Below are 26,408 nucleotides of genomic sequence, written 5' to 3' on the forward strand. Positions count from 1 at the left end.
ACGTCGGCGGCGGCGCAATTCTTCCGTCGAAATGCGCGATGCGTCTACTCCGGCTGCCGGTAGGCAATAAAGCGGTTGTGCTTGGCCTGGAAGATCAGCCCGGTCTCCGTAAGCGCGGGGCTGGCCAGCGGCACGATGCGTTTGGCGATCTCCTGGGGATGCGGCAGCGTCTCCGGATCCTCGCCGGGCACCGCCTGCGCCCGCATGGCGGTGCGGGTGGCGCCGGGATCGGCGGCATTGACCCTGAGGGCCAGGTTTTCCGTCTCATGCGCCCAGGAACGCATCATCGTCTCGACGGCCGCCTTCGACGCCGCATAGGGCGCCCAGAAGGCCCGCGCCGAATGGGCGGCATTGGAGGAAAGCACGATGGCACGGCCGGCGTCCGAGAGCCTGAGCAACGGGTCGACCGAGCGGATCAGCCGCCATGTCGAGGTAACGTTGATGGTCATAACTTTCTCGAAAGTCTTGGCCTCGACATGGCCGATCGGGGAGATGACGCCGAGCACCGCCGCATTGGCGACCAGGATGTCGAGCTTGCCCCATCGCTCATGGATGGCGCCGCCCAGCCGGTCGATGCCGGCCATGTCGGCGAGGTCGAGCGGCACCAGCGTCGCCTGTCCGCCCGTTGCCTTGATCTGGTCGTCGAGTTCCTCCAGTCCGCCGACGGTGCGGGCAACCGCGATGACGTGGGCTCCAGCGGCGGCAAGTTCCAGGGCGATGAAGTAGCCGATGCCGCGCGAGGCGCCGGTGACGACTGCGACGCGGCCGGAAAGGTCGAGGCCAGGGGTGGGGATCATGCGAGGGCCTCCGTGAGTAGGCGTGAAACTCGGGAAGGCAATTGGTGTTCCGGCAATCCTACGCCCCGCCCGCCGCCAGCAGCGACAGCGTGCGCACATTGTCCGAACCTTCGAAATCGGCAAGCCGGGTCGGATATTGCCCGGTGAAGCAGGCGTCGCAGAATTGCGGCTGCTCATTGTCGCGGCCGGCCTCGCCGACGGCGCGGTAGAGCCCGTCGATCGACAGGAAGCCGAGCGAATCGACGCGGATGAACTCGGCCATCTCTTCCACCGACATGCGCGACGCCAGCAGCTTCGACTTCTCCGGCGTATCGACGCCGTAGAAACAGGAAGCGCGCGTCGGCGGCGAGGCGATGCGCATGTGCACTTCCTTGGCGCCGGCATCGCGCACCATCTGCACGATCTTCTGGCTGGTGGTGCCGCGCACGATCGAATCGTCGACCAGCACCACGCGCTTGCCTTCGATCATGCGGCGGTTGGCGTTATGCTTGAGCTTGACGCCCATGTGGCGGATCGAATCGCCGGGCTGGATGAAGGTGCGGCCGACATAGTGATTGCGGATAATGCCGAGCTCGAACGGGATGCCCGCGGCTTGCGAAAAGCCGATCGCCGCCGGAGTGCCGCTGTCCGGCACCGGCACGACGATGTCGGCCTCGACCGGGCTTTCGAGCGCCAGCTCGGCGCCGATGCGCTTGCGCACCTCGTAGACGTTGCGGCCCTCGACCGACGAATCCGGACGCGCGAAATAAACATATTCGAAGATGCAGAAGCGGGTTTTCTGCGGCTCGAACGGAAACAGACTCTCTATGCCCTTGGCGGTGACGACGACCATCTCGCCGGGCTTCAGGTCGCGCACGAAACGCGCGCCGATGATGTCGAGCGCGCAGGTTTCGGAAGCCAGGATCCAGGCGCCGTCGAGATCGCCGAGCACCAGCGGCCGGATGCCGAGCGGATCGCGGCAGCCGATCATCTTCTTTGAAGTCATCGCCACCAGCGAGAAGGCACCTTCGACCTGGCGCACCGCATCGATGAAGCGCGAGTTGAGATCGCGTTCCCTGCTGGTGGCGACCAGATGCAGCAGTGTCTCGGTGTCGGAGGTCGACGAGAAGATCGCGCCCTGTTTCTGAAGCGCGCGCTGCACCGTCATGGCGTTGGTGAGGTTGCCGTTGTGGGCGACGGCGAAGCCGCCATCGGCGAGCTCGGCGAAAAACGGCTGGATGTTGCGCTGGCCGGCGCCGCCGGTGGTGGCGTAGCGCGTGTGGCCGATGGCGCGGTTGCCTTGCAGGCTGTCGATGACGCGCTGTTTGGTGAACGTATCGCCGATCAGGCCGACATGATGTTCGACATGGAACTGGGTGCCGTCATAGGAAACGATACCGGCCGCTTCCTGGCCGCGGTGCTGCAACGCATGCAGGCCGAGCGTGACGATAGCCGCAGCGTCCTGCCGGCCAAAAATACCGAACACGCCGCATTCGTCATGGAAATGATCGTCAGCCTCGGCGGAAAGCACGTCGTCTGCGTCTGCCATCTTCAGCTCCGCTAAAGTCGCTATATAGTGTGATGACGGCTCGAGAGCAACGTAGAGTTTGCGGCCTTCACATGATCGTCAGTTTGCCGGCGCCGGATTGGCCGGTGCATTGTCGGCCGGTGGCGCGTCGGTCTCGCTGCCGTCGGGCGCCGGAGCATCGTCGCCGGTCGCCGGTGCGTCCGCCGCGGGTGCATCCGCTGCCGGAGGTGTCTCGGTGCCGGTCTCGGGTGCCGGCTGATTCGGATTGAGCCTGTTGAGGATCGCGTTTTCCGGATCCTCGGGCAGCAGGCTTTCGAGCTTGGCGCCGATCGATTCGAGCAGCGGCCGCGACTTGGCATCGGCGACCCAGCCCGGAGCCTTGGGGCCGGCCAGCCAGTTGAAGAACAGCAGGGCCACCGCGACGACCAGGATGCCGCGCGCCGCGCCATAGAGGAAACCAAGCGTGCGGTCGAGCGCGCCGACCCTGGAATCGATGATCCAGTCGGCGAGCTTCATGGTGATAATGGAGACGACGATCAGTGCGACGATGAAGACGATGCCGGCGGCCACCACCATGGCAATCTTCTCATTGTCGACATAGGGCTGAACGTAAGGCAGGACCGGTTGATAGAAAAAGAACGCTGCCGCGGCCGCCGCTATCCAGGAGATGACGGATAGGACCTCGCGCGAAAAGCCGCGAACCATGGCGAGCATCGCCGAGACCAAGGTGAAGCCGACGAGAATTCCGTCAAGCAGCGTAATCGGCATGTCTTTTGCCCCACTTCATGAGCCGCGTCATTCTTGCTCGTCGGCGCGGCTGCGCCGTGAGCCGGCTATGCGCGCCACGAGATCGGCAAGCTCGGTGGGCTGGAAAGCGCCGGCCCCTATCCCCCCGGCAAGTTCCTCGCTGCCCAAGGGCAGAACCGCGCTTCCAAAACCCAGCTTTTCGGCTTCCTTCAGGCGCTGCTGCGCGTGCGCAACCGGCCTCACGGCGCCCGAAAGGCTGATTTCGCCGAAATAGACGCAATCGGCGGGAAGGGCAAGACCGGTGAGCGAGGAAACCAGTGCGGCCGCCACCGCCAGATCGGCGGCAGGCTCCGAGATACGGTAGCCGCCGGCGACGTTGAGATAGACGTCATGCGTGCCAAAGCGGACTCCGCAATGGGCTTCGAGAACGGCGAGGATCATCGACAGCCGGGCACCGTCCCAGCCGACGACGGCTCGACGCGGCGTGCCCAGCGACGACGGCGCCACCAGCGCCTGGATCTCGACCAGCACCGGCCTGGTACCTTCCATGCCGGCGAAAACCGCGGCGCCCGGCGCTTTCGCATGGCGTTCGCCGAGAAAAAGCTCGGATGGATTGGCGACCTCGCGCAGGCCCATGTCAGACATTTCGAACACGCCGATCTCGTCGGTCGGTCCGAAGCGGTTCTTGACCGTGCGCAGGATGCGGTAGTGGTGGCCGCCTTCGCCCTCGAAATAAAGCACCGCGTCGACCATATGCTCGACGACGCGCGGCCCGGCGATCTGGCCTTCCTTGGTGACGTGGCCGACGAGCACGATCGCCGCGCCTGTGGATTTGGCATAGCGGATCATCGCCTGGGCGGCGGCACGCACCTGGGTGACGGTGCCGGGCGCCGAATCGGCCATGTCGGTCCACAAGGTCTGGATCGAATCGAGGATCACCAGGTCCGGCCGCTTGCCGTCGGCGATGGTGGCGAGGATGTCCTCGACATTGGTTTCGGCGGCAAGCTCCACCGGAGTATCGGCGACGCCAAGCCGCTGCGCGCGCAGCCTGATCTGGGCAACCGCCTCTTCGCCCGAGACATAGACGATGCGGTGGCCCTTAGACGCCAGTGCTGCGGCAGCCTGGGTCAACAGCGTCGACTTGCCGATGCCGGGATCGCCGCCGACCAGAAGGGCCGAGCCGCGCACGAAACCGCCGCCGGTGGCGCGGTCGAGCTCGCCGATGCCGGAAACGATGCGCGGCGCGTCCTCGATGTCGCCGGACAAGGTCGTGAGCACCACGGCGCGGCCCTTGCGCGCATTGCGGGTATTGGCCGGGCCCGAGCCGATGCCGCCGGACGTGCCCTCCTCGACCAGCGTGTTCCACTCGCCGCAGGCATCACATTTGCCAGCCCAGCGCTGATGCACCGAACCGCAATTCTGGCAGATGAACTGGACGCGCGATTTAGCCATGAAATCTCGCATACCTTGGAAAGGAGGCGGATCGAGAACGTCCGCATTTTCGGCCGGGATTTGGCGAGCGCGGATACAATTCAGTGTTTCTTGGCGAGAGCGCGTACTTCGGCAAGCGACTCATCGAGCAACTGCGGATTGGGCGACAGCATCTGGGTGTCGTAAATGGAGATCATGCCTTGAGTTTGGCCTGCAAACTCAGGCTGCGTTTTTCGCGCCTCCTCATCAATCGCGTCGACGTAAAACAAGAAATTTTGCCCAGCCAGAACAGGCACGCCGCATCCTCCCATGATCAGAGTGGTCGTGGAGATCACACCATTCGGTTCCGGGTTACCCTTGAACACCTCCATTGTCTCGTAGCGAACGTTAACCAGTATCCGACCATCACCCTCATCGGCTGCGACAATTCCAAGCTTTGTCGGACTAAGCTCTGTGGCTGTCACCAAGCCTCGGAACACCAGGGCCGCCTCAGCAAATGCTCGTTGTGGCGTCCAATTTGCAGGCATTGAACAAGCTGAAGCGACGTCAGGCAGGACAGCCGCGCTGACGAGCACGAGAGTCAGGCGGACAGAAAACCTGAAACGCTTACCCATGCCTACTCAAACCTCTCCGCAATATGATGCTCCTCGGCGAGGTCGGAGAAGCGGGTGAACTCGCCCTGGAAGGCGAGGCTGACCGAGCCGGTCGGTCCATGGCGCTGCTTGGCGACGATGACCTCGGCCTTGCCGCGCATCTCGTTCATCTCGTGTTCCCATTTGATGTATTCGTCGGTGCCCGGCTTCGGCTCGCGGTTCTTCAGATAATATTCCTCGCGATAGACGAACATCACCACGTCGGCGTCCTGCTCGATCGAACCCGATTCACGCAGATCCGACAGCTGCGGGCGCTTGTCGTCGCGGCTTTCCACCTGACGCGACAGCTGCGACAGCGCGATGATCGGCACAGCAAGCTCCTTGGCCAGCGCCTTCAGGCCGGTGGTGATCTCGGTGATCTCCTGCACGCGGTTCTGCGAGGATTTGGCGCTCGACCCTTGCATCAGCTGGATATAGTCGATGACGATGACGTCGAGGCCGCGCTGGCGCTTCAGCCGCCGCGCCCGCGCCGACAGCTGGGCGATCGAGATGCCGCCGGTCTGGTCGATGAACAGCGGGATCTTCTGCATGGTCTGCGAACAGGCGACCAGCTTTTCGAAATCCATCTCGCTGATCTCGCCGCGGCGGATTTTCGAAGACGGGATTTCGGTCTGTTCGGAAATGATGCGGGTGGCGAGCTGTTCCGACGACATTTCGAGCGAGAAGAAGCCGACGACGCCGCCATTTGCCGCCTTGAACGAACCGTCGGCCTGTTGTGCCGGCACATAGGCTTCGGCGATGTTGAAGGCCATGTTGGTGGCAAGCGAGGTCTTGCCCATGCCCGGGCGGCCGGCGATGATGATCAGATCGGACGGCTGCAGGCCGCCCATGCGGCGGTCGAGATCCCGCAGGCCCGTGGCGACGCCCGACAGGTGCCCGTCGCGCATATAGGCGGCGTTGGCCATGTCGACGGCGGTCTTGACCGCGTCGGTGAAGCTCTCGAAGCCGCCATCGTAGCGGCCGGTCTCGGCCAGTTCGAACAGGCGCCGCTCGGCATCCTCGATCTGCTCGGATGGCGACATGTCGACCGGCGCGTCGTAGGCGATGTTGACCATGTCTTCGCCGACGGTGATCAGGGCGCGTCGCGTGGCGAGATCATAGATGGCGCGGCCGTAGTCGGCGGCATTGACGACGGTGACCGCCTCGACGGCCAGCCGTACCACATATTGCGCAACCGTCATGTCGCCGACCCTCTCGTCGGCCGGCAGAAAGGTCTTCAGCGTGATCGGCGTCGCTATCTTGCCCATACGAATGAGCTCGGCGGCGACCTCAAAGATCTTTCTGTGCAGCGGCTCGTAAAAATGGCCGGATTTCAGGAAATCCGAGACGCGGTAGAAGGCGTCGTTGTTGACGAGGATGGCGCCGAGCAGCGCCTGCTCGGCCTCGATGTTGTTCGGTGCCTCGCGATAGAGCGGTGTTTCCGCCACGCCGAATTTTCGTGCTGCCTCTGCCATTACGTCCCCGATTTCGATGCCGGTCTCTCGATATCAGTAACGGGATAGGTCGGTGATGACTTATCTGCATCAGTCTTCATTCAATCAGCTTCGGTGCCCGCGATTCACAGCCAAGATTTTTCGGTGGAAAGAATCTCGATTGACTCGAATCAAGACGGCGAGCCTAGCCGTTCTCGGGCGAGAACAAAACAGGAAAATAGCTGCCAATCACTCAGGCAGTGCGTCGCCCCAGTCGAGTCGCCGCGCGGCCTTGAACACATCGCCGTCGCGTTTGGTGAACAGTCTCTCGTCGGCGCTGCCGTCCTTCTCGCAAAGTTTCAGCAGGACCTTGCCCGAGCCTGATTTCGGCGGTGCGATCACACGCGCCTGCGGTGGGGCAGCAGCGTGGCGGGAGGCAGCGACATAGATGAATTTCTCGTCCTCCCATGGCACGTCGGCGTCCTTGGCCAGCCGGTGCAGGCGCGAACGCGCGACACGGCGCGAAAAATGGCACCAGTCGGGCGGCGCGACCGGGCAGGGTGACTTATGCGGGCAAGGCGCAAGCACGTGCGCACCCGCCTCGATCAGCTGCCGGCGCACGGCAAGGATGCGCTGCCATCCGGCCGGCGTGCCCGGCTCGACGACCAGCAGCGTGTCGTCGGTCAGGTGCCAGAGCCGGTCGATCAGTTTTGGCAGCGACACCGGTCCGATCTCGTCCAGCACATAGGCGCAGGTGACCAGCTCGGCCGGCTTGAGATCGGCGAGATCGAGGCTGACATCGCCGGCCAGCCAGGCGACCCTGGCCGTCATCGCCTCAGCGGCAAGCGCCGCGCCGACCCGGCGCACCGCGGCGCTCGCCTCGATCAGCACCGCCTGCTCGAGGTCGGGCCAGAGATCGAGCGCAGCCCAAAGCACGGTGCCGGGGCCGGCGCCGACGTCGAGCAGGGTTTTGGGTGCATGATCGGGCCTTGCCTCGCTGAGCGCATCGAGACTGGCACGGACAGCGGCATAGGTCGCCGGCAGCCGCGTCGCCAGATAGGCTTTGACCGCGATCTCCTCGGCCATATGCAGGCGGCCGTCGCGCAGTTCGGCGCGATAGCGGTCCGACAGCGTTTTTGCCGCTTGTTTCAGCGTCGGCAGCGGCACTTTTTCGAGGAGGCGCTCGACGCCCTGTCGAAGCGGGACAGGCAGTTCCATAGCTCAGGCACCCCGAGGTGCGAGCAGGATCACCGAGGCGCCAACGATGCAGAGCGCGGAACCGGCAAGGTCCCAGCGGTCGGGGCGCACGCCTTCCACCAGCCACAGCCATCCGAGCGAGGCGGCGATGTAGATGCCGCCATAGGCGGCATAGGCGCGGCCCGCAGCACTGATGTCTACCAGCGCCAGCAGGAAGCCGAACAAAGCAAGCGAGACCAGGCCTGGCGCCAGCCACAGCGGCGACTTTTCCAGCCGCCACCACGCCCAGATCGAAAAGCAGCCGGCGATCTCGGCAAGGGCAGCAACGATGTAGATGAGATAGGTCATGAAAAAAGTCTCGCGGCGACGGCGAGACCTTTTCAGCGTGTGGGCCGCCAATGGCAAGCGGCAATGGCGTGATCGCCGGCGGTCTATTCCATATCCGCCACCTTGCGGCGCCGGGCGGGCTTGGCGGCAGGGGCTTTTGGACGATGCCCCATGTCGCGCAGCTGCAACGCCTTCTCGCATTTGGCCATATAGTCACGAGACATCGGCAGCGTGTCGTTCTTCTTGGCGATCTGGATTTGGAAGACCACCAGATCCTGCCAGCGGAAAGCGGCTTCCGAGGCTGCCAGATAGAACTCCCACATGCGGCAAAACCGTTCGTCATAGATCGCCTTGGCCTTGTCGCGGTTGGCGGCAAAGCGCTGGCTCCAATGTCTCAGCGTCTCGGCATAATGTAGCCGCAGGACTTCGATGTCGGTGACGATGAGGCCCGACTTTTCGATCGCCGGCATCACTTCCGAGAGCGAGGGGACGTAGCCGCCCGGGAAAATGTATTTGCGGATGAAGGCGCTGGTTGCCCACGGCGCGCCGGAGCGGCCGATCGTGTGCAGCAGCATGACGCCGTCCGGCTTCAAGAGCGTCGCCGATTTGTCGAAGAAGGTGCGGTAGTGGTTGACGCCGACATGCTCGAACATGCCGACCGAGACGACGCGGTCGAAGCGCTCGTTGAGCTCGCGGTAATCCCTCACTTCGAAATGCACGCGGTTCTCCAGGCCTTGCGCATGGGCGCGGTCGGTGGCGACGCCATGCTGCTCGGTCGACAACGTCACGCCTTGCACGTCGACGTCGAAGGACTTGGCGAGATAGAGACCGAGCCCACCCCAGCCGGAGCCGATGTCGAGCACCGTCTGGCCGGCCTTCAGCCTGAGCTTGGCGGCAATGTGGCGCTTCTTGGCTGCCTGCGCCTCGTCGAGCGTCATGTCCGGCTGCTCGAAATAGGCGCAGGAATACTGCATGTCGTCGTCGAGGAAGAGCCTGTAGAGGTCGCCTGACAGATCATAGTGGCGCTGCACGTTGCGGCGCGCGCGCGCCGCCGTGTTGATCTGCTGCAGGCGGCGGAAGGCGTGACGCAGGCCTTCAATCGCCTTCGACCAGGTGGCATCGATGCCGCCGCTGTCCATGTTCTGGAAGGCGATGCGCATCACCCCCAGCACGCCGCCCTCGAGTATGTCGAGCTCACCGTCCATATAGGCTTCCGGCACCGCCAGCATCGGATCGAAGCTGATGGCGCGCTCGGCATGCGTGGTCTTGATGTGCATGTGCACCAGATCGCCGCTGCCGTCACCGAAAGTCACCGAGAGGCCTTTCGGTCCGGTGACCTTGAGATTGCCGGTGCGCACCAGGCGGTCGAGAATGCGTTTCAGCAGAATATTCATGAACAAATGTCCCCTCTCGGTCAGACACGCTGTCTCGGCGCATGACCCGACAATCGAAATCGATTTCGGAAAGGATCATGCGCCGAACCAAAGTCCTGCAGCGTCCTTTGCGCGTCCAAACGACGCGCGGCGCTATAGTCTGCATCAAGATATAGGGGGTCGAAAAGTTCCGTTTGGCACAAAAAAGCCCGGGCGAGGCGCCCGGGCGTTGGTCCAGAAATGACTGGAAGCCGACGAAACGTTTTAAAGCGCCGCTCTGACGCCTTGTGACGTGCAATCAGCCGTTGTCTTCGCCGCCTTCGAACTCGGCATTGGGATCGAAGAAGTTGTCCGGGCGCGCATTGTCGTTGATGTCGTCGCCATAGATGGCTTCGGCTGTGGTCAGCATCTCGCCCTTGGCCTGGCGCTCGGCTTCGTCGGCCGTGCGGGCGATGTTGAGCGTGATGGTGACCTCGACTTCCGGATGCAGCGCGATCGCCACATTGGTCAGGCCGATGGTCTTGATCGGCTGGTTGAGCAGGATCTGGTTGCGGTTGACCGAGAAACCTTCCGCCGTCAGCAACTCGGCGATGTCGCGGGTCGACACCGAGCCGTAGAGCTGGCCGGTTTCGCCGGCCGAACGCACGGCGATGAAGCTCTTGCCGTCCAGCTTCTCCGAAATCTGCATGGCCTCGGACTTGCGCTCGAGGTTGCGGGCTTCGAGCTGGGCGCGCTGGCCTTCGAATTTCTTCTTGTTGGCTTCGTTGGCGCGCAGCGCCTTGCCCTGCGGCAGCAGGAAGTTGCGGGCGAATCCATCCTTGACCTTGACGGTATCGCCCATCTGGCCGAGGCGGGAAACGCGTTCGAGAAGAATGACTTCCATGGTTTTGTTCCTTCGTTTGGGGCGCCAAATCACTGGCATCGACGCCGAATTGTCTGGAACAGGTCAGGAAGCTGAGGGCGTCGCCGCCGATGTCGCTGTCCTGCCTGTCGCGGCAGTTAGAGGTCTTCACCTCAACCCGGGATTTGATGGCAACCCTGCGGCGCCCGTCGCCGTAGGAAAAGCGGGCGGCGAACCGCCCGCTGGCTAGACCATGATCCCGAAAAGTGGAAACCGGTTTTCGGAAAAGATCATGGTCTACTAGTCAGTGTTGTCCATGATCCCGAAAAAATGGAAACCGGTTTTCGGATAAGATCATGGTCACCTAATCAGTGTTAGCGAACCACGTAGGGCAGCAGGCCGAGGAAGCGGGCGCGCTTGATCGCCTTGGCGAGTTCGCGCTGCTTCTTCTGGCTGACGGCGGTGATGCGCGACGGCACGATCTTGCCGCGCTCGGAAATATAGCGCTGCAGAAGACGCACGTCCTTGTAGTCGATCTTGGGCGCGTTGGCGCCGGAGAACGGGCAAGTCTTGCGGCGGCGGTGAAACGGGCGCCGGGTCGGGATCTGGTTGATGTCGACCATTATTCTGCACCCCCTTCAACAGCTTCGCGCGGACGGCGCGGGCCACGGTCTGCACCATCGCCACCGAAGCTGCGTGGCGGGCGATCGCCACGGTCGCCGCGATCGCGGTCGCCGAACGAGCGCGGGCCACGGTCACGGTCGCCGAAGCCGCCGCGTTCCGAGCGCTCTTCGCGCTTCTGCATCATTGCCGACGGGCCTTCCTCATGCGCATCGACCTTGATGGTGAGGAAACGCAGCACATCCTCGGACAGGCCCATCTGGCGCTCCATCTCGTTGAGCGCGGCCGGCGGGCAGGTGATGTCCATCAGCGTATAGTATGCCTTCCGGTTCTTGTTGACCCGGTAGGTGAGGGATTTCAGTCCCCAGTTCTCGACCCGGCCGACGGACCCGCCATTCGCTGAGATGACGCCCTTGTACTGTTCGACAAGCGCATCGACCTGCTGCTGCGAGAGGTCCTGCCGGGCAAGAAACACATGTTCATAAAGAGCCATATTGTTCTTTGCCTTTCTTCGTTTCTCTCCCGGTCCCGGCGGCAAAAGCCTCTGCAACTTCTCTGACCCGGCGATCCCTGGCGGGGCGGGGAAGAAAGGAGCATGACGAGACGGTCGAGAGCGGAGACACGGGAGGCGGAAGCGCTTCTGGCTCCACACGAAGGTTTTCGAAAAACCTCCGGCCCTCCGTTCAGCCCCCAGCAAGGACCGGCAGATTGCGGGCGTCTATACAGGAATTTGGCCGCAAGACAAGGGCGAGCCGAAAAACCGCCGCGCTCAGGACGACATGTCGCGGCATCTTCAGCTTGTATGCGGGATCCGCTTGTTCACCGTCTCAGGGAAGAAATCGGGCGCTGCACGGCGCTTGCCGAACATCATGTCGTATTGCAGCAGACGGAAATCGCGAATCGCCGGGTCGATTTGCTTCTTGCGCCCCCAGTCGGGCGTGTCCTCGCCCGTCGGCGTCAATAGTAGATTGCGGTCGACGACGCTGTAGCGCTCGCGCATCTGGCCGAGGAAGCCGGTGTAATACGGGTGGCTGATCCCGGCCGTGGTCAGGACATGGTAGGGCAGAAAGGCTGGACTGACAGTGCCCATGTCCGCGACCGGACCGGTGCGGTTGGACCATACGATCAGCGGCGTTCGGTGATGCAGCAGCATCTGGTCGGGCGGCTCCTTGCGTGGCGCGACGTTATCCCTGAGGAAGCCGGTCTCGACATAGACCGGACCGAGCGGCGGCAGATGGTCGCCGAAGAAGGCGATGACCGTCGGTCGCCGCCGGTTCTTCGCCCATTCGATGAGGCGCTCGAGGCTCTTGTCGGCGTCGGATGCGCCTTCCGTGAAGCTCAGCAGCGAATCCTTTGCCCACTGGCTGGTCGGAGCCTGCACCTTGTGGGTCGGATTGTAATAGCGATTCGGTTCGTAGGGCCCGTGGTTTTGCAGGCTGACCGCGAAGTAGAAGAACGGATCGTCCGTGGCGTCGGCTTCGCGGATGATCTCGTCGGTCATCGCCGCGTCCGACGTCAGCGGCCCGCGCTTTTCGAGATATGGCATGTTTTCTTCGGACTTGAAGTCATCGAAGCCGAAATCCGCATAGACCGGCGTTCGGTTCCAGAACCAGCTTGTGCCCGGATGGATGGCGCGCGTCTCATAGCCCTGGCTCTTCAGGAACGTCGCCATCGACGGCACCGGCGCGCGGACATATTGCTGGTAGGGGATGCTGCCGGCCGGCAGGAAGGCGTTGGAAAAGCCGGTCAGCGCCTCGAACTCGACATTGGCGGTCATGCCGCCGAATTCGGGCGAGAACACGTGGCCGGAGCGCAACGCCCGCACATTGGGAATCGGATCGGGCGTGATGGTGACGCCGGGCAGTTCGGTCGGATCCCAGAAGGATTCGCTCATGACGATGATGATGTCTGGCTTCTCGGCCGGCACCGATGCCTTCACGCCAGATCTTTCGATCGCCGCGATCGCCTTGTCGGAGTAGCCGGCAGGCGCGGGGACATGGGCCATTGGCACGTTGAGGGCGAAGGCCAGTGCGAAGCCGTTGGAGGCGTAATTTTCCTTCTGGTCCCACATGATCGGGATGATTTGCAGCCGGTCGCGGGTCCACGAGAACGTCGCGTAATCCATGATCGACACGAAGAAGGCGAGCAGCGGCACGGTCAGCGTCAGCCGGGCCAGGCGCCCCTTGCGACCGAGCGCCGGTACGCGGCGGCGCCACAGCCGCCAGCCATAAACGAGCAGCGAGAGGCTGCCGACGATGCCGACCGCCAGAGCGATGGCGGTTCCCGGACGTTCGCGCACCAGCAGCGGCATCAGCGCCACGATCTGACGTGAATAGAGGAAATCGGTCGGATAGAGCGGATCGCCGAGATAGAGCGATTTCTGGTGGCCGACAAAGGCCAGCGCCAGCGTCAGCGGCGCGACGATCATCAGGCTCTGGTGGCTGCGGCCGAGCACGGCATCGAGGCCGATCAGGATCAGCGCGAAGATGATGATGGTGGTCCAGCCCGGCTTGAAGGGCTGCAGGAAGAAGCCGACGGTGCCGGCAAAGTCGCCGCGCACGATCAGTTCGATGGCAAAAACCAGGATGGTGGCGACGAGAAGACTGACGAGGCCATAGCGGATAACAGGCCATTTCCGGCCTGGCAGATAGCCGGTGGCCGGATCGCCTTCCAGAAACTGCGGCGCGGATTTGCCAACGCCTTTCTTGATCCTTGCCAACTTACAATTCCCCCGACCATACACAAACGTGTCATTCAGCTGTCATCGATATGTCACGAAAAGCTAGCGTCTGTGGCTGAAATAAGAAGAGCCAGCAAACGAATCGTGAGCGATTTTCATCATGAGTGATCGAAAAAAAGCCTTTTGGAACAGGTACTCGGCCAGCGATACCGAGCCGGAGCGGCCCGGGTCGGGGTGCTAGCGGACTTGACTTGCCCGCCCGCCTTGCGTCACAGGCAGGAAAAATCAGCCGCTTGGGAGGCACGCATGGCCGTCGCATTCACCTTTCCGGGACAGGGCAGCCAGGCTGTCGGCATGGGCAAGGACCTCGCCGACGCCTTTCCGGAATCGCGGAAGATCTTCGAAGAGGTCGACGACGCGCTCGGCGAAAACCTGTCGAAGCTGATCTGGGAAGGGCCGGAAGAGAGGCTGACGCTGACCGCCAATGCCCAGCCGGCGCTGATGGCTGTGTCGCTCGCCGCCATCCGGGCGCTGGAATCGCGCGGCCTCTCGCTGAAGCACAAGGTCGCCTATGTCGCCGGCCATTCGCTCGGCGAATATTCGGCACTTGCCGCCGCCGGTTTCGTTTCGGTCGCCGATGCCGCCCGGCTCTTGCGTATCCGCGGCAATGCCATGCAGGCGGCTGTGCCGGCCGGCGAGGGCGCCATGGCGGCGATCATCGGGCTGGAACAGGCCGATGTCGAAGCCGCCTGCGCTGAAGCGGCCAAAGAGTCGATTTGCCAGATCGCGAACGACAATGGCGGTGGCCAGCTGGTGATCTCCGGCGCCAGGGCGGCCGTCGAGCAGGCGGCGAAGCTGTGCACGGAAAAGGGCGCCAAGCGGGTGCTGATGCTGCAGGTCTCGGCGCCCTTCCATTCGGCGCTGATGGCACCGGCGGCCGAGGTCATGCGCGAGGCGCTGGCCGGCGTGACGAAGAACGCGCCGTTCGTACCCGTGGTTTCCAACGTGTCGGTCACGCCGTCCAGCGATCCGGATGCAATCGCCCACCGCCTGGTCGAACAGGTGACGGGGCGCGTGCGCTGGCGCGAAACGGTGGAATGGTTTGGCGCCAACGGCATTGCGACGCTGTACGAGGTGGGTGCCGGCAAGGTGCTGTCGGGACTGGCGCGGCGCATCAACCGCGACATCGCCACCGGCGCGGTCGGCACGCCGGCCGATGTCGAGGCGGCGCTGGCGGCGCTCGATTGAACCATGCGCGTCCGGCTGATGCGGGCGCTTGAATTCTTAGCCTCGTCGGGATATGTGAATACATGTATTCACAGGAGATCGGAATGCCGACATCAATCCGACTTGCCCCCGAAATCGAAGAGCGTCTGGATTTTCTCGCGGCCAGGACTGGCCGCAGTAAAGCTTATTATCTGCGCGAACTCATCGAGCGCGGTCTTGAGGACGTGGAAGACTATTACCTCGCGGCCGAAGTGCTGGAGCGGATCAGAAGTGGCGAGGAGGACGTCATGACAGCCGAGGACTTCTGGCGTGGCCTGGACGCTTGAATATGCCCGCTCGGCGCGCAAATTTATTGAAAAACTGGATCCGCAGACACGTCACCGGCTCCGCGACTTCATCGAGAACCGTATTGCCGCCCTCGACAATCCGCGTGAAGCCGGCAAGCCGCTGAAGGGACCGTTAGCGACTTTTTGGAGGTACCGGGTTGGGGATTATCGAATTATCTGCGATGTGCAGGACAAGCGGCTCGTCATTCTGGTGGTTACAATAGGGCCACCGCAGTGATGTCTACAGGTAGCCACATTCGCCGGCCTGTCCGATTTGGAAGAGGATCAAAGACATGTTCGAATTGACCGGCCGCAAGGCGCTCGTCACAGGCGCATCGGGAGGCATCGGCGAGGCGATCGCCAGGGTGCTGCACGCGCAGGGCGTTGTCGTCGGCCTGCACGGCACCCGCGTCGAGAAGCTGGAAACGCTGGCGGCCGAGCTCGGCGACCGGGTCAAGCTGTTCCCGGCGAACCTTTCCAATCGCGACGAGGTCAAGGCGCTCGGCCAGAAGGCCGAGGCCGATCTCGAAGGCGTCGACATTCTCGTCAACAATGCCGGCATCACCAAGGACGGGCTGTTCGTGCGCATGGCGGACGCCGACTGGGATTCGGTGATCGAGGTCAACCTGACCGCCGTGTTCCGGCTGACCCGCGAACTCACCCATCCGATGATGCGGCGCCGGCATGGCCGCATCATCAACATCACCTCTGTGGTTGGCGTCACCGGCAATCCCGGCCAAACCAACTACTGCGCCTCCAAGGCCGGCATGATCGGCTTTTCCAAGTCGCTGGCGCAGGAGATCGCCACGCGCAACATCACCGTCAACTGCGTCGCCCCGGGCTTCATCGAATCGGCGATGACCGACAAGCTCAACGACAAGCAGAAAGAGGCGATCATGGCGGCGATTCCGACACGGCGCATGGGCACCAGCGCCGAAGTCGCCTCCGCCGTCGCCTACCTGGCTTCCAACGAAGCCGCCTATGTCACCGGTCAGACCATTCACGTCAATGGCGGCATGGCGATGATTTGACAGTTGCGGGAAAACACCCCTTTTCGCCTTGGAGCCCGGCCGATTTTCGTGTAATGCGGCCCGCAACCCGGCGGTTCGGGCAAAAACCGGTCCGGTGCCGTTGCGTTTCCGACAGGACCATCTTTCAGCTTGATTAGCGGCATTCTGCCCGCTAACGAAGACAGACAAACAAAAGACGAGGATGCCCAAATGAGTGACACCGCAGAGCGCGTCAAGAAGATCGTTATCGAGCACCTTGGCGTCGATGCCGACAAGGTGACGGAGCAGGCGAGCTTCATCGATGATCTGGGCGCGGACAGTCTCGACACGGTCGAACTCGTCATGGCGTTCGAAGAAGAATTCGGCGTAGAGATCCCGGACGATGCGGCCGAAACCATCCTGACTGTCGGCGATGCGGTGAAGTACATCGACAAGGCTTCGGCCTGACGCTATTTGCAGTCATCACCGAGGAGGACCTGCGATGAGGCGTGTCGTCGTCACGGGCCTTGGGCTGCTTTCGCCGTTCGGCGTAGGCTTTGAGCATGGCTGGAAGGAACTTCTGACCGGCCGCAGCGCAGCCAAGCGCATCACCGAGTTCGAGGTGGAGGATCTTGCCTGCAAGGTCGCCCACGTCATCCCGCGCGGCAATGGTGAGAATGCCACCTTCAATCCCGAGACCGTTCTCGAGCCGAAGGAACTGCGCAAGATCGGCGACTTCATCCTCTACGGGATCGCGGCCGCCGACGAGGCGCTGAAGGATTCGGGGTGGGCGCCGAAGACGCATGAAGAGCAGTGCGCCACCGGCGTGCTGATCGGCTCCGGCATCGGCGGCATCGAAGGCATCGCCGAGAATGCGATGATCCTGAAGGAGCGCGGTCCGCGCCGCATCAGCCCGTTCTTCATCCCCGGCCAGATCATCAATCTTGTATCCGGCCAGGTTTCGATCCGGCATGGGCTGAAAGGCCCCAACCACGCCGTCGTCACCGCTTGCTCCACCGGTGCGCACGCCATCGGCGATGCCGCCCGGCTGATCATGTGGGGCGATGCCGACGTGATGGTCGCAGGCGGCACGGAAGCGCCGGTGACGCGGCTGTCGATCGCCGGCTTCGCCGCTTGCCGGGCGCTGTCGACCGACCGCAACGACGCTCCGGAAACGGCCTCGCGTCCCTATGACCGCGACCGCGACGGCTTCGTCATGGGCGAGGGCGCCGGCGTCGTCATTCTGGAGGAACTGGAACACGCCAGGGCGCGTGGCGCCAAGATCTATGCCGAGGTCACCGGTTACGGCTTGACCGGCGATGCCTATCACATCACCGCGCCGGCCGAAGATGGTGACGGCGCCTTTCGTTGCATGGTGGCGGCACTGAACCGGGCCAAGCTGACGCCCGCAGACGTCGACTACATCAATGCGCACGGCACCTCGACCATGGCTGACACGATCGAACTGGGCGCCGTCGAGCGGCTGGTCGGCAACGCCGCGTCGAAAATATCGATGTCGTCGACCAAGTCGTCGATAGGCCACCTTCTGGGTGCGGCGGGCGCCGCCGAGGCGATTTATTCGATTCTCGCCATTCGCGACAACATCGCGCCGGCCACCATCAATCTCGACAACCCGGAGCGCGAAACGGCGATCGACCTGGTGCCGCACACGCCGCGCGCCCGCCAAATCGATGTGGCGCTGTCCAATTCCTTCGGCTTCGGCGGCACCAACGCCTCGCTGGTCTTCCAGCGCTACAATGGCTGACCGGTCCGCCGACCGGCACGGTCTATGCGTGTCGTCAATTTTGCCATATTCGCCCCTACTGTGCCCAAGGGGATTCGTTGCAAGGTCAAACGGTAGGGCGCCATGAGCACAAATTCGGCGGACAACGGGCAATTCGGGCAACGGTCCGCACCGTCGGGCCCGATCGTGCCGAAAACGGCCAGCGAGGCATTGCGGCCTGAAGCCGGCACGCCGCCGCCCAAGCGCTCGCGCGCCTCGCGCAGCCAGTTCGTCGTGTTCATGAACTTCGTCATCTCCCTGGTGATGCTGATGGTTCTGGCGGCTGGCTTTGCATTGTATTTCGGCAAGCAGGAATTCAACGAGCCCGGCCCTTCGGCCAATGCCGACACCTTCCTGGTCAAGCCGAACACCGGCGTCCAGGAGATTGCAGAGCAGCTCGAGCGGCGCGGACTGATCAGCGATGCGCGCATCTTCCGCCTTGGCGTGCGCGCTTTTGGCAATGATTCCGCCCTGAAGGCCGGCGAATACGAGATCAAGCCGCAGGCCTCGATGCGCGACATCATGGAGTTGCTGAAGAGCGGCAAGTCGGTGATGTATTCGCTGACCGTGCCCGAGGGGCTGACGGTCGAGCAGGCGCTGCAGCGCATCGCCGATCAGGCAGCGCTCGATGGCGATATGCCGGGGACCATTCCACCCGAGGGCAGCCTTGCTACCGACACGCTGCGTTTCACCCGTGGCGCGACACGCCAGCAGATGGTCGAAAAGCTTTTGGCGGACCAGAAGAAGCTTGTCGAGGAAGTCTGGCAGCGGCGCGCCCCCGATCTGCCTCTGGCCAGTGTCGAAGACTTCGTCACCCTGGCTTCGATCGTCGAGAAAGAGACGGGCAAGGGCGACGAACGCTCGCGGGTCGCGGCCGTCTTCCTCAACCGGTTGGCCAAGGGCATGCGGCTGCAGTCCGATCCGACCATTATCTACGGCCTGTTCGGCGGCAAGGGCAAACCCACCGACCGCCCGATTTTTCAGTCTGACATCAAGAAGCCGACGCCCTACAACACTTATCTGATCAACGGCTTGCCGCCGACGCCGATCGCCAATCCTGGCCGTGCGGCACTGGAAGCCGTCGCCAATCCGTCGAAGACCGACGACCTGTATTTCGTTGCCGACGGCACCGGCGGTCACGTCTTTGCCGCGACGCTCGCCGAGCACAACGAGAACGTCGCCCGCTACCGGGCGCTGCAGAAGGATCTGGCCGATGAAGCCGCCAAGGCCGGTGCTGCCAAGGCCGACGCCGCCAAGGTGGAAGGTCAGACCGACGCGCCGGTTGACGGCGGCGATGGCGACGCCGGAGCGGCGGCGCAGTAGCGCCGGACGGTTGTGAAGTCGTCCCTCCGATTCGTCTGACGGCCGGGACGTGCTGATTTTGTCATCAGGAGCGCCCTGCGTCCGATTCGACGCGAACAGGCGCTCCGGATTTTGAAGCCGCGCACGATCTGGCCCGGAACCGCTTCCGGGATCATGCGCCAGGGGGAAGCAAGGGCATCATGAATTTGCAGAGCATGACCGGTTTTGCACGGGCCGTCGCCGAACATGACGGCACGTCGATCGCCTGGGAGGTGAAGTCGGTCAACGGCAAGAGCGTCGAGGTCAGGCTGCGGCTGCCGCAAGGCCTCGAGCGGCTTGAGCCGGCCGTCAGGCAGACGGTGCAGAAGCGCTTTGCGCGCGGCAATTTCCAGGCAACGCTGACCGTCGGCCGCGCAGCCGGCCAGCAGGCGCAGCCAGTGGTCAACGAGGCCTTCCTGAGAGATCTGGCGGGGCTGGCCAAGCGGCTGCAGGAGATGTTCGGCGCAGCGCCTGCGACAGCCGACGGGCTGCTTTCGCTGCGCGGCGTGCTCGACATCCCCGAAACCGTCGAAACCGAAGAGGCGCGGGCGGCGCTCGACAGCGCGATACTCTCGGCGCTCGAAGTGGCGCTGGGCGGGCTGGAGCAGGCACGCCAGGGCGAGGGCACCGCCCTGCGCTCGCTGCTGTCCGGTCATATCGACGCTATCGAAGCGCTGACACTGCGCGCCGAGGCCGATCCGTCGCGCGAGCCGGCGGTGATCCGCGAACGGATTACCGAGCAGGTGCGGCTGCTGATGGATGCCTCCGCCAATCTCGACGCCAGCCGGTTGCATATGGAAGCGGCGTTCCTGGCCACCAAGGCCGACATCCGCGAGGAGATCGACCGGCTGAAGACACATGTGGCATCCGGCCGGGTGCTGCTGGCAGGCGGCGGCGCCATCGGCCGCAAGCTCGATTTTCTGGCGCAGGAATTCAACCGCGAATCGAATACGCTGTGTTCGAAGTCGAACGCCGCTGCGATCACCGCCATAGGGCTGGAGCTGAAGGCGGTCGTCGACCAGTTTCGCGAACAGGTCCAGAATCTGGAGTAACCCTGATGGTCGCCAAGGAGCCTATGGTTGCCAGGGATTTGGGTTCCCGCATTCGCCGGCGGGGTTTGATGCTTGTGCTGTCGTCGCCGTCCGGCGCCGGCAAGTCGACGATCGCGCGCAATCTTCTGGAGAGCGATTCCAGTCTCGAACTGTCGGTCTCCGTCACCACGCGGCCGCGCCGCGGCAGCGAGATCGAAGGCGTCCACTATCATTTCCGCACCATGCGTGAGTTCGAGCGGCTGCGCGATTCGGACGAACTGCTTGAATGGGCCGAAGTGCATGGCAATTGCTATGCCACGCCGCGTGAGCCGGCCGAACTGGCGCTGGCACAGGGCCGCGACATGTTGTTCGACATCGACTGGCAGGGCGCCCAGCAGCTCAAGGAGAAGATGCGCGCCGACATCGTCTCGATCTTCATCCTGCCGCCCTCGATGAAAGAGTTGAAGGCGCGGCTGAAGCGCCGCGCCGAGGACCAGGAATCGGTGATCGAGACGCGTCTGAAGAACGCTCGCAACGAGATCGAGCACTGGAAAGAATATGATTTCGTCATCATCAACGACGATCTCGACCGTGCCTTCGCCGAGGTACGCGGCATAGTCATCGCCGAGCGGCTCAGACGCGACCGCCGGCCCGGCCTGTTCGATTTCGTCTCGGGGTTGCTCGACGAGAAGACGGACTAGGGGCCGGCGCAATCACACCGCGTTGGTCAGTCGCACGAATTCCTCGACGCTCAAGGTTTCCGCCCGCCGCGTCGGATCGATGCCGGCGCGGGTGAGCAGGGCTTCGCCGCCGAGGCTCTTGACGCTCTGCCGCAGCATTTTGCGGCGCTGGCCGAAGGCCGCTTCGGTAACGCGGCCGAGCTTCTTGACTTCGGCGGGCAGCGGATTTGCCCGCGGCACCAGATGCACCACCGACGACACCACCTTGGGCGGCGGCGTGAAGGCTTGCGGCGGCACGTCGAAAGCGATTTTTGCCTCCGTCCGCCAGCCTGCCAGCACGCCCAGCCGGCCATAGGCATCGCTGCCGGGGCGGGCGACGATGCGCTCGGCCACCTCGCGCTGGAACATAAGCGTCATCGATGCGTAAAAGGGCGGCCACTCGGCGACGGTCAGCCAGCGTATCAAAAGTTCGGTGCCGATATTGTAGGGCAGGTTGGCGACGATCCTCACAGGTCCATTGCCTCCATGTGCGCCTTCGGCAAGCGCTGCAAAATCCGTCTTCAACGCGTCGCCGGCAATGATTTCCAAACGGCCCGGATAGTGATCTGACACCTCCGCGAGCGCTGCCAGGCAGCGCTCGTCGCGCTCGATGGCGATGACCCGGGCCGCGCCGTGGGACAGCAGCGCCCGGGTCAGGCCACCTGGACCCGGACCGACCTCGATTACCGTGGCGTCGGTCAGGTCGCCGGCGGCACGCGCGACCTTGCCGGTAAGGTTGAGGTCGAGCAGGAAATTCTGGCCGAGCGCCTTTTTTGCCTGCAACCCATGGCGTTCGATCACCGCGCGTAACGGCGGCAGCCCGTCGATGCTCATGCGACCGCTCTCATGCAAAGCCTCATGCGGCGGCAGCCTTCGCACCGATGTCGGCAAGCCTGCGGGCGAGCCTGAGCGCCGCGATCAGGCTGTCGGTCCGGGCTATGCCCTTGCCGGCGATATCGAAAGCGGTGCCGTGATCCGGTGAAGTGCGGATGAAGGGTAGGCCGAGCGTAACGTTGACCGCCTCGTCGAACGCCAGTGCCTTGGCCGGGATCAGCGCCTGATCGTGATACATGCACAGCGCCACATCGTAGCCGGCTCGGGCGCGGGCGTGGAACAGCGTATCGGCCGGCAGCGGCCCGAAAGCGTCGATGCCCTCCGCCCTCAGCCTTTCGATCGCCGGGCGGATGATGCGCTCGTCCTCGGCGCCCATCGCGCCGCCTTCACCGGCATGCGGATTGAGGCCGGCAACGGCAAGCCGCGGCTTGGCAATGCCGAAGCGATATTCGAGGTCGGCGGCGGTGATGCGGGCGGTCGCGACGATCAATTCCGTCGTCAGCGCTTCCGGCACCTCGCGCAGCGCAATGTGAATGGTGACCGGAACCGTGCGCAACTCGGGACCGGCAAGCATCATCACCGGCATTGCTTGTGCGCCGGTGTGGAGCGTCGCCAGATGCGCCAGATACTCGGTGTGACCGGGAAAACGGAAGCCGGCATCGTAGAGCGGCTTCTTGGCGATCGGGCACGTAACGACCGCCGCCGCGCGACCGCCAAGGCAGTCGTCAACAGCGCGGTCGATGGCCTCGATGATGCCGGCGGCGTTGGCCGGGTCCGGCCGGCCGGGGTCGTCGACGAAGCGGGCGGCAAGCGGCAGGACGGGCAGGGCGCGCCCAAAGACGCGCTCCGCTTCGGCTGGCACTGTCTCCGTGATTGGCACATCGGCGCCGAGCAGGCGCGCCCGTGCGGCAATCAGCGCCGGATCGGCTATAAGGTAGAAGGGCGGCACACCTGCGCTGTTGCGCGCCTGCCAGGCGGCAATGGCGATTTCCGGCCCAACGCCGGATGGATCACCGGCGCTCAGCGCCATCGCTGCCTCTGGCGACTTCAGCGCTCGACGATGCGGGCTTTCTTCCGCAACTCCTCGACATATTTCGTGGAGAGCTCGTCGGCGTCCTTGCCACTCGAGCCTTCGCTCTGGAACACCATCTGGGCGGCCTTGTCGTCGGACACTTCGCGCGACGAGCAGATGCCGATGAACTCGACGCCGCGGTCTGTTTCGCGCGTGGGGGTGGCGCCGCCGACCTTGGTGGCCTTGATCTGGTCGGCCCAGTCCGGCGGCAATTGCGGCGCCAGTATCCGGCCGAGATCGCGAACAGTGACGTCGATCAGGCCCTTGGCGAATTCGCGCGAGGTGTTGCAGCCGTTGAAGCGGGCGCGCATGGCGTCGGCCTCGCGCTTGCGCTTGGACAGCGTCGCGCTGCGCTCGGCCGCCGGTACGACGAAAATGACCTGCTGCAGCATGTACTCCATAGCGGTCGGCTTGTTGCCGCCCTTGTCGAGCATGCGCCTGACTGCGTCCTGCTCACTCACGGAGCCGCCGCTCTCTGAGCGATGGCGCGCGGTCAGCGCCTGGTTCCAGGCCATCTGGGAGCGGATGAACTCCTTGAAATGCTCCTTGCCGACGCCGGATTGCGCCATGACGCCATCGAGTTGCTTGAGCTGCATCTTGTTGGTCGTGGCAAAACGCTGATAGGCAGCCTCGACCTGGGCGTCGCTGATGCGGATGCCGAGACGCTTGGCTTCGGCGACGCGCAGCGTCTGCTCGATCATTTCCTCGGCGGCATTGCCCTTCTTGCGCTGCAGGCGCAGGAAGGCAGCCCGATGCTGGATGTCGCCAGTGGTGATCGGTACGTTGTTGACGACGTATTTGATCTGGCTGGCGAAAGCCGGCGGCGTCATCATGGTGATCGAGGCTGAGGTCGCCGCCACCAGCAGCGCGAACCCTGCCGAAAAGAGGTATTTCCTCATCGAAAGCATCCCAATCCTATCTCGGTTGCGGCCCAATTTTATCGCATTTTGAGGGAACTGGAACCCGTGCCTGCCCTATGCGGCGAAACGATGTCGTTAGCTGCGATGTGCGTCCACTTTGACGCACGACGTATGCTCAAGACACTTTGAATTTTTCGGGCTGGTGCGTTGGCCGGCCGCCCGTTCCGCCCGTCCGTTATTGGCCAGTGGTCTGCTACTGGACAGTGTTGAAGGAGCTTTGCGTCGAGCCGAAATCGCCGAGCGTGCGAAACGACAGGTTGAAACCGATATTCTGCGACACTTCCTTGCTGCTCAGGTCGCGGGATTCCGAGAATGTCATCAAGTAGGTGAAGCAATCATCACTATAGGCAAAGCCGACCCCGTCCTTGACCAGGACGCTTTGCTCGAGATCGTAGGTGCCGGTACCGAAGACACGCCAGTTCTCGGCAAGTTGCGCCGAGGCGCCGAGCGTGACCTCGTGACGATCGGTCGTAAAACCATAGAGGGGCTGAGCCTGGATGAAGGCGTATTTGGCGCTGAACGAAATCGGCAAGCCGGAATAGGCTGCCTTCACCTCGGCGCGGCGAATCTCGAAGCTCTGCTCGTCGAAGCGGCCGCTGACCGAGCCGGAAAGCCCGCCGGGGCTGTTGAAGCCGACAAGGCCGACATAATCGGAGCTCGCGGTCTCCAGGCCCGAATCTTCGCCGACGTTGACCAGGTCCGGCGCGTCGAAGGAGTTCTGGCCGTCAAGCTGGTAGGATTGGCCGAATAGCGCGTTGGTGCTCCAGCCATTGTCATAGGCGCCGGAATAGCGCAGCCCGACATTGGCGCGCGTGCCGCCTTCCAAGCGGTCGTAACCGGAGAACTTGTCGCGCTCGAACAATGTCGTGGCATCAAAGACGAAGCTCTGCGCGTCCTCGTTGGGAACAGCGAGGCCGCCGACATATTGCTCGTTCGGACGCACGAACACCTGCGCCATCGGCTCGAAGATGTGACTGGAACTGGTCGACGAGAACAGCACCGGCCAGCGCATTTCCAGCCCGGCGGTTGCCATGAACCGGGCGAGCGACGATCGCGTATCGTCGTCGACGCCTAGGTTAGACGCCATCTGATTGATGGCATTGAGCGATCCCGAAGAGGCGTTGACATAGCCGGCATCGCCGCGCAGCGCCAAAAGGGGCGTCAGCAGCAGCCCGCCATCGGTGGTGAAGGTGCGCTTCCATTCCGCTTCGGCCGTGAGACGGCCCGATTGGCCCTCGATGCCGCGTACACTGGTGACGGACGCAGCGTTGTTCGGATCGGCAAGGGCCCTATCCAGCCTGTCGCGGCTGATAGCCTGCGCGTTGACATTGAGCGACAGCTGCCCGCCGCCCACCGCCATGTCGGGGATGTAGGCGTAGTCGAGCGAGGGCAGCACCCAGGGCTGTTTGCCGGCGCGCGCGGTCGGATCGTCAGGGAGTGCCTCTTCCTGGACCACAAAGCGCATGGCGCGCACGTCGAAATAGTTGCGGCCGTTGAGGCCGGTCAGGTAGATCGAGGAGCGATGCACGCTGTCGCCGAAGTCTTCGATGGCGTAGGTGCGTGAGAAGTTCTTGTCGGTCTGCAGCAGGACATCCCAGCCGAAGTCCCAGCGCGGATTGATAGCGAACTGGCCCTTGGTGCCCATCATGCCGCGGAACTCGTTCGGGTCGCCGGCCGCACCCGAATCGACATTGCGCCCGTCGTCGTCGATAAACTCGTCGGGATCCTCTTGCCGGATGCCGGCGATCTTCAGACTGTACTGGCCGTTGTTGAAGCGCTGGCGCCACTCGGCTTCGCCGAGAAAGCCCTGCTTGGTATAGCCGCTGCCGGTGACGGTGAGGTCGTAGGTTGGTGAGAGCGCGAAATAATAGGGGACTTTGACGCCGAGGCCGAGGTCGCTCTTGTAAGCGATGCTGGGGATCAGGAAGCCGCTCTTGCGCTTGACGGTCGGGTCGGCAATCTCGAAGGCCGGCAGATAGGCGAGCGGAAAGCCGAAGAACTCGAAATTCGAATTCTCGAAGCGAACCGTCTTCTTTTCGCCGTTCCAGATGATCTTTCTGGCCTTGATGCGCCAGGTCGGCGCTTTGTCCGGCTTGTCCTCGCACGGCTCGCAGGCCGTGTAGACGCCGTTGTGGAACGTCGTCAGCACGCCGCCCATGCGTTCCGCGCTTTCGGCAGCGAAATAGGTCTTGTCGACGGTTTCGACACGCAGCGCGTTGACGAAGCCGTCGGCGAAATCGTCGGTGATGTCGACATGCTGCGAATAGATCTTGGTGCCGTCGCTGTTGATGACCTCGACATTGCCGCTGGCGACGAGCCGCTTGGTGTTGCGATTGTATTCCACCCGCTGGGCGACGAGGCGGTTGCCGCCATAATCGATCTGCACGCCGCCGACGGCCGTTACGGTCTGGTTGTCATTGTCATAGACCAGCGTATCTGCCGCCAGCAGCATTTGCGAACCGGTGGGAACGTCGGCTGCCATGCCGCTGATATCCTGGGCAAAAGCCGGGATACTCGGAACGACGCAAGCGAGCAGGCACGCCAAGGCGCTCGCCCCATAGAGGCGCGCCGAATCGGCCT

Annotated in this window: 26 protein-coding genes; 9 read left to right on the top strand and 17 right to left on the bottom strand. The window is 63.5% G+C overall.

Annotation, left to right across the window (positions count from 1 at the left end; all coding sequences use genetic code 11):
• Window positions 1-44: 44 nt before the first annotated feature.
• From AC0L2R_RS15505 to AC0L2R_RS15565, 13 genes are all read right to left on the bottom strand, one after another.
• Window positions 45-797: an SDR family NAD(P)-dependent oxidoreductase gene (locus AC0L2R_RS15505; RefSeq protein WP_473510001.1), complete on the bottom strand. Its 753-nt coding sequence runs from the start codon at window positions 795-797 to the stop codon at window positions 45-47.
• 58 nt (window positions 798-855) lie between these two features.
• On the bottom strand, window positions 856-2,325 hold the full coding sequence (purF, locus tag AC0L2R_RS15510; protein WP_023800717.1) for an amidophosphoribosyltransferase: 1,470 nt from the start codon (window positions 2,323-2,325) through the stop codon (window positions 856-858).
• 78 nt (window positions 2,326-2,403) lie between these two features.
• On the bottom strand, window positions 2,404-3,072 hold the full coding sequence (locus tag AC0L2R_RS15515) for a CvpA family protein (protein WP_027152682.1): 669 nt from the start codon (window positions 3,070-3,072) through the stop codon (window positions 2,404-2,406).
• Between the two features lie 27 nt (window positions 3,073-3,099).
• Window positions 3,100-4,503 carry a DNA repair protein RadA gene (gene radA, locus AC0L2R_RS15520; protein ID WP_023800715.1) on the bottom strand — a complete coding sequence of 468 codons (1,404 nt, stop codon included), beginning with the start codon at window positions 4,501-4,503 and terminating at the stop codon, window positions 3,100-3,102.
• Between the two features lie 80 nt (window positions 4,504-4,583).
• The gene (locus AC0L2R_RS15525; RefSeq protein ID WP_128247650.1) at window positions 4,584-5,096 is read right to left on the bottom strand and encodes a hypothetical protein; all 513 of its coding nucleotides are present in this window, start codon (window positions 5,094-5,096) and stop codon (window positions 4,584-4,586) included.
• A gap of 2 nt (window positions 5,097-5,098) precedes the next feature.
• Window positions 5,099-6,589 (bottom strand): replicative DNA helicase, encoded by a 1,491-nt coding sequence (locus AC0L2R_RS15530; RefSeq protein ID WP_023800713.1) that lies wholly within the window; start codon window positions 6,587-6,589, stop codon window positions 5,099-5,101.
• A gap of 207 nt (window positions 6,590-6,796) precedes the next feature.
• Entirely contained in the window at window positions 6,797-7,765 is a 969-nt protein-coding gene (locus AC0L2R_RS15535; protein ID WP_473510003.1) for a small ribosomal subunit Rsm22 family protein, read from the bottom strand.
• Between the two features lie 3 nt (window positions 7,766-7,768).
• Entirely contained in the window at window positions 7,769-8,092 is a 324-nt protein-coding gene (locus AC0L2R_RS15540; RefSeq protein ID WP_091590534.1) for a YnfA family protein, read from the bottom strand.
• A gap of 83 nt (window positions 8,093-8,175) precedes the next feature.
• Window positions 8,176-9,465, bottom strand: a complete 1,290-nt coding sequence (locus AC0L2R_RS15545; protein WP_128247648.1) for an SAM-dependent methyltransferase — start codon at window positions 9,463-9,465, stop codon at window positions 8,176-8,178.
• A 277-nt stretch (window positions 9,466-9,742) separates the two neighbouring features.
• Window positions 9,743-10,327, bottom strand: coding sequence for a 50S ribosomal protein L9 (rplI, locus tag AC0L2R_RS15550; RefSeq protein WP_091590536.1), 585 nt, complete (start codon window positions 10,325-10,327; stop codon window positions 9,743-9,745).
• A gap of 332 nt (window positions 10,328-10,659) precedes the next feature.
• Window positions 10,660-10,908 carry a 30S ribosomal protein S18 gene (gene rpsR / locus AC0L2R_RS15555; protein ID WP_006203718.1) on the bottom strand — a complete coding sequence of 83 codons (249 nt, stop codon included), beginning with the start codon at window positions 10,906-10,908 and terminating at the stop codon, window positions 10,660-10,662.
• Complete coding sequence (gene rpsF, locus AC0L2R_RS15560) at window positions 10,908-11,399, bottom strand: 30S ribosomal protein S6 (RefSeq protein WP_236371601.1); 492 nt, start codon at window positions 11,397-11,399, stop codon at window positions 10,908-10,910. The genes rpsR and rpsF overlap by 1 nt, the downstream gene beginning before the upstream one ends.
• A 300-nt stretch (window positions 11,400-11,699) precedes the next feature.
• Window positions 11,700-13,625: an LTA synthase family protein gene (locus AC0L2R_RS15565; RefSeq protein WP_473510004.1), complete on the bottom strand. Its 1,926-nt coding sequence runs from the start codon at window positions 13,623-13,625 to the stop codon at window positions 11,700-11,702.
• Window positions 13,626-13,892: 267 nt separating this feature from the next.
• On the opposite strand from AC0L2R_RS15565, the gene fabD reads away from it, so the two are divergent.
• The 9 genes from fabD to gmk all read left to right on the top strand — a co-directional run bounded on the left by fabD (window position 13,893) and on the right by gmk (window position 20,984).
• Window positions 13,893-14,834 (top strand): ACP S-malonyltransferase, encoded by a 942-nt coding sequence (gene fabD / locus AC0L2R_RS15570; RefSeq protein ID WP_091590540.1) that lies wholly within the window; start codon window positions 13,893-13,895, stop codon window positions 14,832-14,834.
• A gap of 83 nt (window positions 14,835-14,917) precedes the next feature.
• Complete coding sequence (gene relB, locus AC0L2R_RS15575; RefSeq protein WP_091590868.1) at window positions 14,918-15,139, top strand: type II toxin-antitoxin system RelB family antitoxin; 222 nt, start codon at window positions 14,918-14,920, stop codon at window positions 15,137-15,139.
• A complete protein-coding gene (locus AC0L2R_RS15580; RefSeq protein ID WP_473510007.1) occupies window positions 15,123-15,377 on the top strand; it encodes a type II toxin-antitoxin system RelE family toxin in 255 nt (84 codons plus the stop codon). The genes relB and AC0L2R_RS15580 overlap by 17 nt, the downstream gene beginning before the upstream one ends.
• A gap of 55 nt (window positions 15,378-15,432) precedes the next feature.
• Entirely contained in the window at window positions 15,433-16,170 is a 738-nt protein-coding gene (gene fabG, locus AC0L2R_RS15585) for a 3-oxoacyl-[acyl-carrier-protein] reductase (RefSeq protein WP_473510008.1), read from the top strand.
• Window positions 16,171-16,359: 189 nt separating this feature from the next.
• Window positions 16,360-16,596, top strand: coding sequence for an acyl carrier protein (locus AC0L2R_RS15590; protein ID WP_006203723.1), 237 nt, complete (start codon window positions 16,360-16,362; stop codon window positions 16,594-16,596).
• A 34-nt stretch (window positions 16,597-16,630) separates the two neighbouring features.
• Window positions 16,631-17,893: a beta-ketoacyl-ACP synthase II gene (fabF, locus tag AC0L2R_RS15595; protein WP_473510009.1), complete on the top strand. Its 1,263-nt coding sequence runs from the start codon at window positions 16,631-16,633 to the stop codon at window positions 17,891-17,893.
• A gap of 102 nt (window positions 17,894-17,995) precedes the next feature.
• Window positions 17,996-19,234 (top strand): endolytic transglycosylase MltG, encoded by a 1,239-nt coding sequence (mltG, locus tag AC0L2R_RS15600; protein WP_473510010.1) that lies wholly within the window; start codon window positions 17,996-17,998, stop codon window positions 19,232-19,234.
• A gap of 179 nt (window positions 19,235-19,413) precedes the next feature.
• Entirely contained in the window at window positions 19,414-20,304 is an 891-nt protein-coding gene (locus AC0L2R_RS15605) for a YicC/YloC family endoribonuclease (protein WP_128185605.1), read from the top strand.
• A gap of 5 nt (window positions 20,305-20,309) precedes the next feature.
• Window positions 20,310-20,984 carry a guanylate kinase gene (gene gmk, locus AC0L2R_RS15610; protein WP_027152668.1) on the top strand — a complete coding sequence of 225 codons (675 nt, stop codon included), beginning with the start codon at window positions 20,310-20,312 and terminating at the stop codon, window positions 20,982-20,984.
• Window positions 20,985-20,996: 12 nt separating this feature from the next.
• Here gmk and rsmA read toward each other — a convergent pair whose 3' ends face one another.
• The 4 genes from rsmA to AC0L2R_RS15630 all read right to left on the bottom strand — a co-directional run bounded on the left by rsmA (window position 20,997) and on the right by AC0L2R_RS15630 (window position 26,310).
• Window positions 20,997-21,836, bottom strand: a complete 840-nt coding sequence (gene rsmA / locus AC0L2R_RS15615) for a 16S rRNA (adenine(1518)-N(6)/adenine(1519)-N(6))-dimethyltransferase RsmA (protein WP_473510012.1) — start codon at window positions 21,834-21,836, stop codon at window positions 20,997-20,999.
• Between the two features lie 22 nt (window positions 21,837-21,858).
• The gene (gene pdxA / locus AC0L2R_RS15620) at window positions 21,859-22,866 is read right to left on the bottom strand and encodes a 4-hydroxythreonine-4-phosphate dehydrogenase PdxA (protein WP_473510014.1); all 1,008 of its coding nucleotides are present in this window, start codon (window positions 22,864-22,866) and stop codon (window positions 21,859-21,861) included.
• Window positions 22,867-22,883: 17 nt separating this feature from the next.
• Window positions 22,884-23,816 carry a peptidylprolyl isomerase gene (locus tag AC0L2R_RS15625; protein WP_023800699.1) on the bottom strand — a complete coding sequence of 311 codons (933 nt, stop codon included), beginning with the start codon at window positions 23,814-23,816 and terminating at the stop codon, window positions 22,884-22,886.
• Window positions 23,817-24,021: 205 nt separating this feature from the next.
• A complete protein-coding gene (locus AC0L2R_RS15630) occupies window positions 24,022-26,310 on the bottom strand; it encodes an LPS-assembly protein LptD (RefSeq protein WP_473510016.1) in 2,289 nt (762 codons plus the stop codon).
• Window positions 26,311-26,408: the final 98 nt, after the last annotated feature.

It is taken from the genome of Mesorhizobium sp. WSM4820, from assembly GCF_055811075.1.

What these genes read in the sequence shown, in the direction of transcription:
- AC0L2R_RS15590 (WP_006203723.1), top strand. Translation starts at nt 16,360, where the DNA reads ATGAGTGACACCGCAGAGCGCGTCAAGAAGATCGTTATCGAGCACCTT.
- AC0L2R_RS15505 (WP_473510001.1), bottom strand. Translation starts at nt 797, where the DNA reads ATGATCCCCACCCCTGGCCTCGACCTTTCCGGCCGCGTCGCAGTCGTC.
- AC0L2R_RS15630 (WP_473510016.1), bottom strand. Translation starts at nt 26,310, where the DNA reads ATGGCAGCCGACGTTCCCACCGGTTCGCAAATGCTGCTGGCGGCAGAT.
- relB (WP_091590868.1), top strand. Translation starts at nt 14,918, where the DNA reads ATGCCGACATCAATCCGACTTGCCCCCGAAATCGAAGAGCGTCTGGAT.
- rsmA (WP_473510012.1), bottom strand. Translation starts at nt 21,836, where the DNA reads ATGAGCATCGACGGGCTGCCGCCGTTACGCGCGGTGATCGAACGCCAT.
- fabD (WP_091590540.1), top strand. Translation starts at nt 13,893, where the DNA reads ATGGCCGTCGCATTCACCTTTCCGGGACAGGGCAGCCAGGCTGTCGGC.
- rpsF (WP_236371601.1), bottom strand. Translation starts at nt 11,399, where the DNA reads ATGGCTCTTTATGAACATGTGTTTCTTGCCCGGCAGGACCTCTCGCAG.
- fabF (WP_473510009.1), top strand. Translation starts at nt 16,631, where the DNA reads ATGAGGCGTGTCGTCGTCACGGGCCTTGGGCTGCTTTCGCCGTTCGGC.
- AC0L2R_RS15535 (WP_473510003.1), bottom strand. Translation starts at nt 7,765, where the DNA reads ATGGAACTGCCTGTCCCGCTTCGACAGGGCGTCGAGCGCCTCCTCGAA.
- AC0L2R_RS15525 (WP_128247650.1), bottom strand. Translation starts at nt 5,096, where the DNA reads ATGGGTAAGCGTTTCAGGTTTTCTGTCCGCCTGACTCTCGTGCTCGTC.
- AC0L2R_RS15625 (WP_023800699.1), bottom strand. Translation starts at nt 23,816, where the DNA reads ATGCTTTCGATGAGGAAATACCTCTTTTCGGCAGGGTTCGCGCTGCTG.
- AC0L2R_RS15605 (WP_128185605.1), top strand. Translation starts at nt 19,414, where the DNA reads ATGAATTTGCAGAGCATGACCGGTTTTGCACGGGCCGTCGCCGAACAT.
- AC0L2R_RS15540 (WP_091590534.1), bottom strand. Translation starts at nt 8,092, where the DNA reads ATGACCTATCTCATCTACATCGTTGCTGCCCTTGCCGAGATCGCCGGC.
- mltG (WP_473510010.1), top strand. Translation starts at nt 17,996, where the DNA reads ATGAGCACAAATTCGGCGGACAACGGGCAATTCGGGCAACGGTCCGCA.
- fabG (WP_473510008.1), top strand. Translation starts at nt 15,433, where the DNA reads ATGTTCGAATTGACCGGCCGCAAGGCGCTCGTCACAGGCGCATCGGGA.
- rpsR (WP_006203718.1), bottom strand. Translation starts at nt 10,908, where the DNA reads ATGGTCGACATCAACCAGATCCCGACCCGGCGCCCGTTTCACCGCCGC.
- radA (WP_023800715.1), bottom strand. Translation starts at nt 4,503, where the DNA reads ATGGCTAAATCGCGCGTCCAGTTCATCTGCCAGAATTGCGGTTCGGTG.
- AC0L2R_RS15530 (WP_023800713.1), bottom strand. Translation starts at nt 6,589, where the DNA reads ATGGCAGAGGCAGCACGAAAATTCGGCGTGGCGGAAACACCGCTCTAT.
- purF (WP_023800717.1), bottom strand. Translation starts at nt 2,325, where the DNA reads ATGGCAGACGCAGACGACGTGCTTTCCGCCGAGGCTGACGATCATTTC.
- rplI (WP_091590536.1), bottom strand. Translation starts at nt 10,327, where the DNA reads ATGGAAGTCATTCTTCTCGAACGCGTTTCCCGCCTCGGCCAGATGGGC.
- gmk (WP_027152668.1), top strand. Translation starts at nt 20,310, where the DNA reads ATGGTCGCCAAGGAGCCTATGGTTGCCAGGGATTTGGGTTCCCGCATT.
- AC0L2R_RS15545 (WP_128247648.1), bottom strand. Translation starts at nt 9,465, where the DNA reads ATGAATATTCTGCTGAAACGCATTCTCGACCGCCTGGTGCGCACCGGC.
- AC0L2R_RS15515 (WP_027152682.1), bottom strand. Translation starts at nt 3,072, where the DNA reads ATGCCGATTACGCTGCTTGACGGAATTCTCGTCGGCTTCACCTTGGTC.
- pdxA (WP_473510014.1), bottom strand. Translation starts at nt 22,866, where the DNA reads ATGGCGCTGAGCGCCGGTGATCCATCCGGCGTTGGGCCGGAAATCGCC.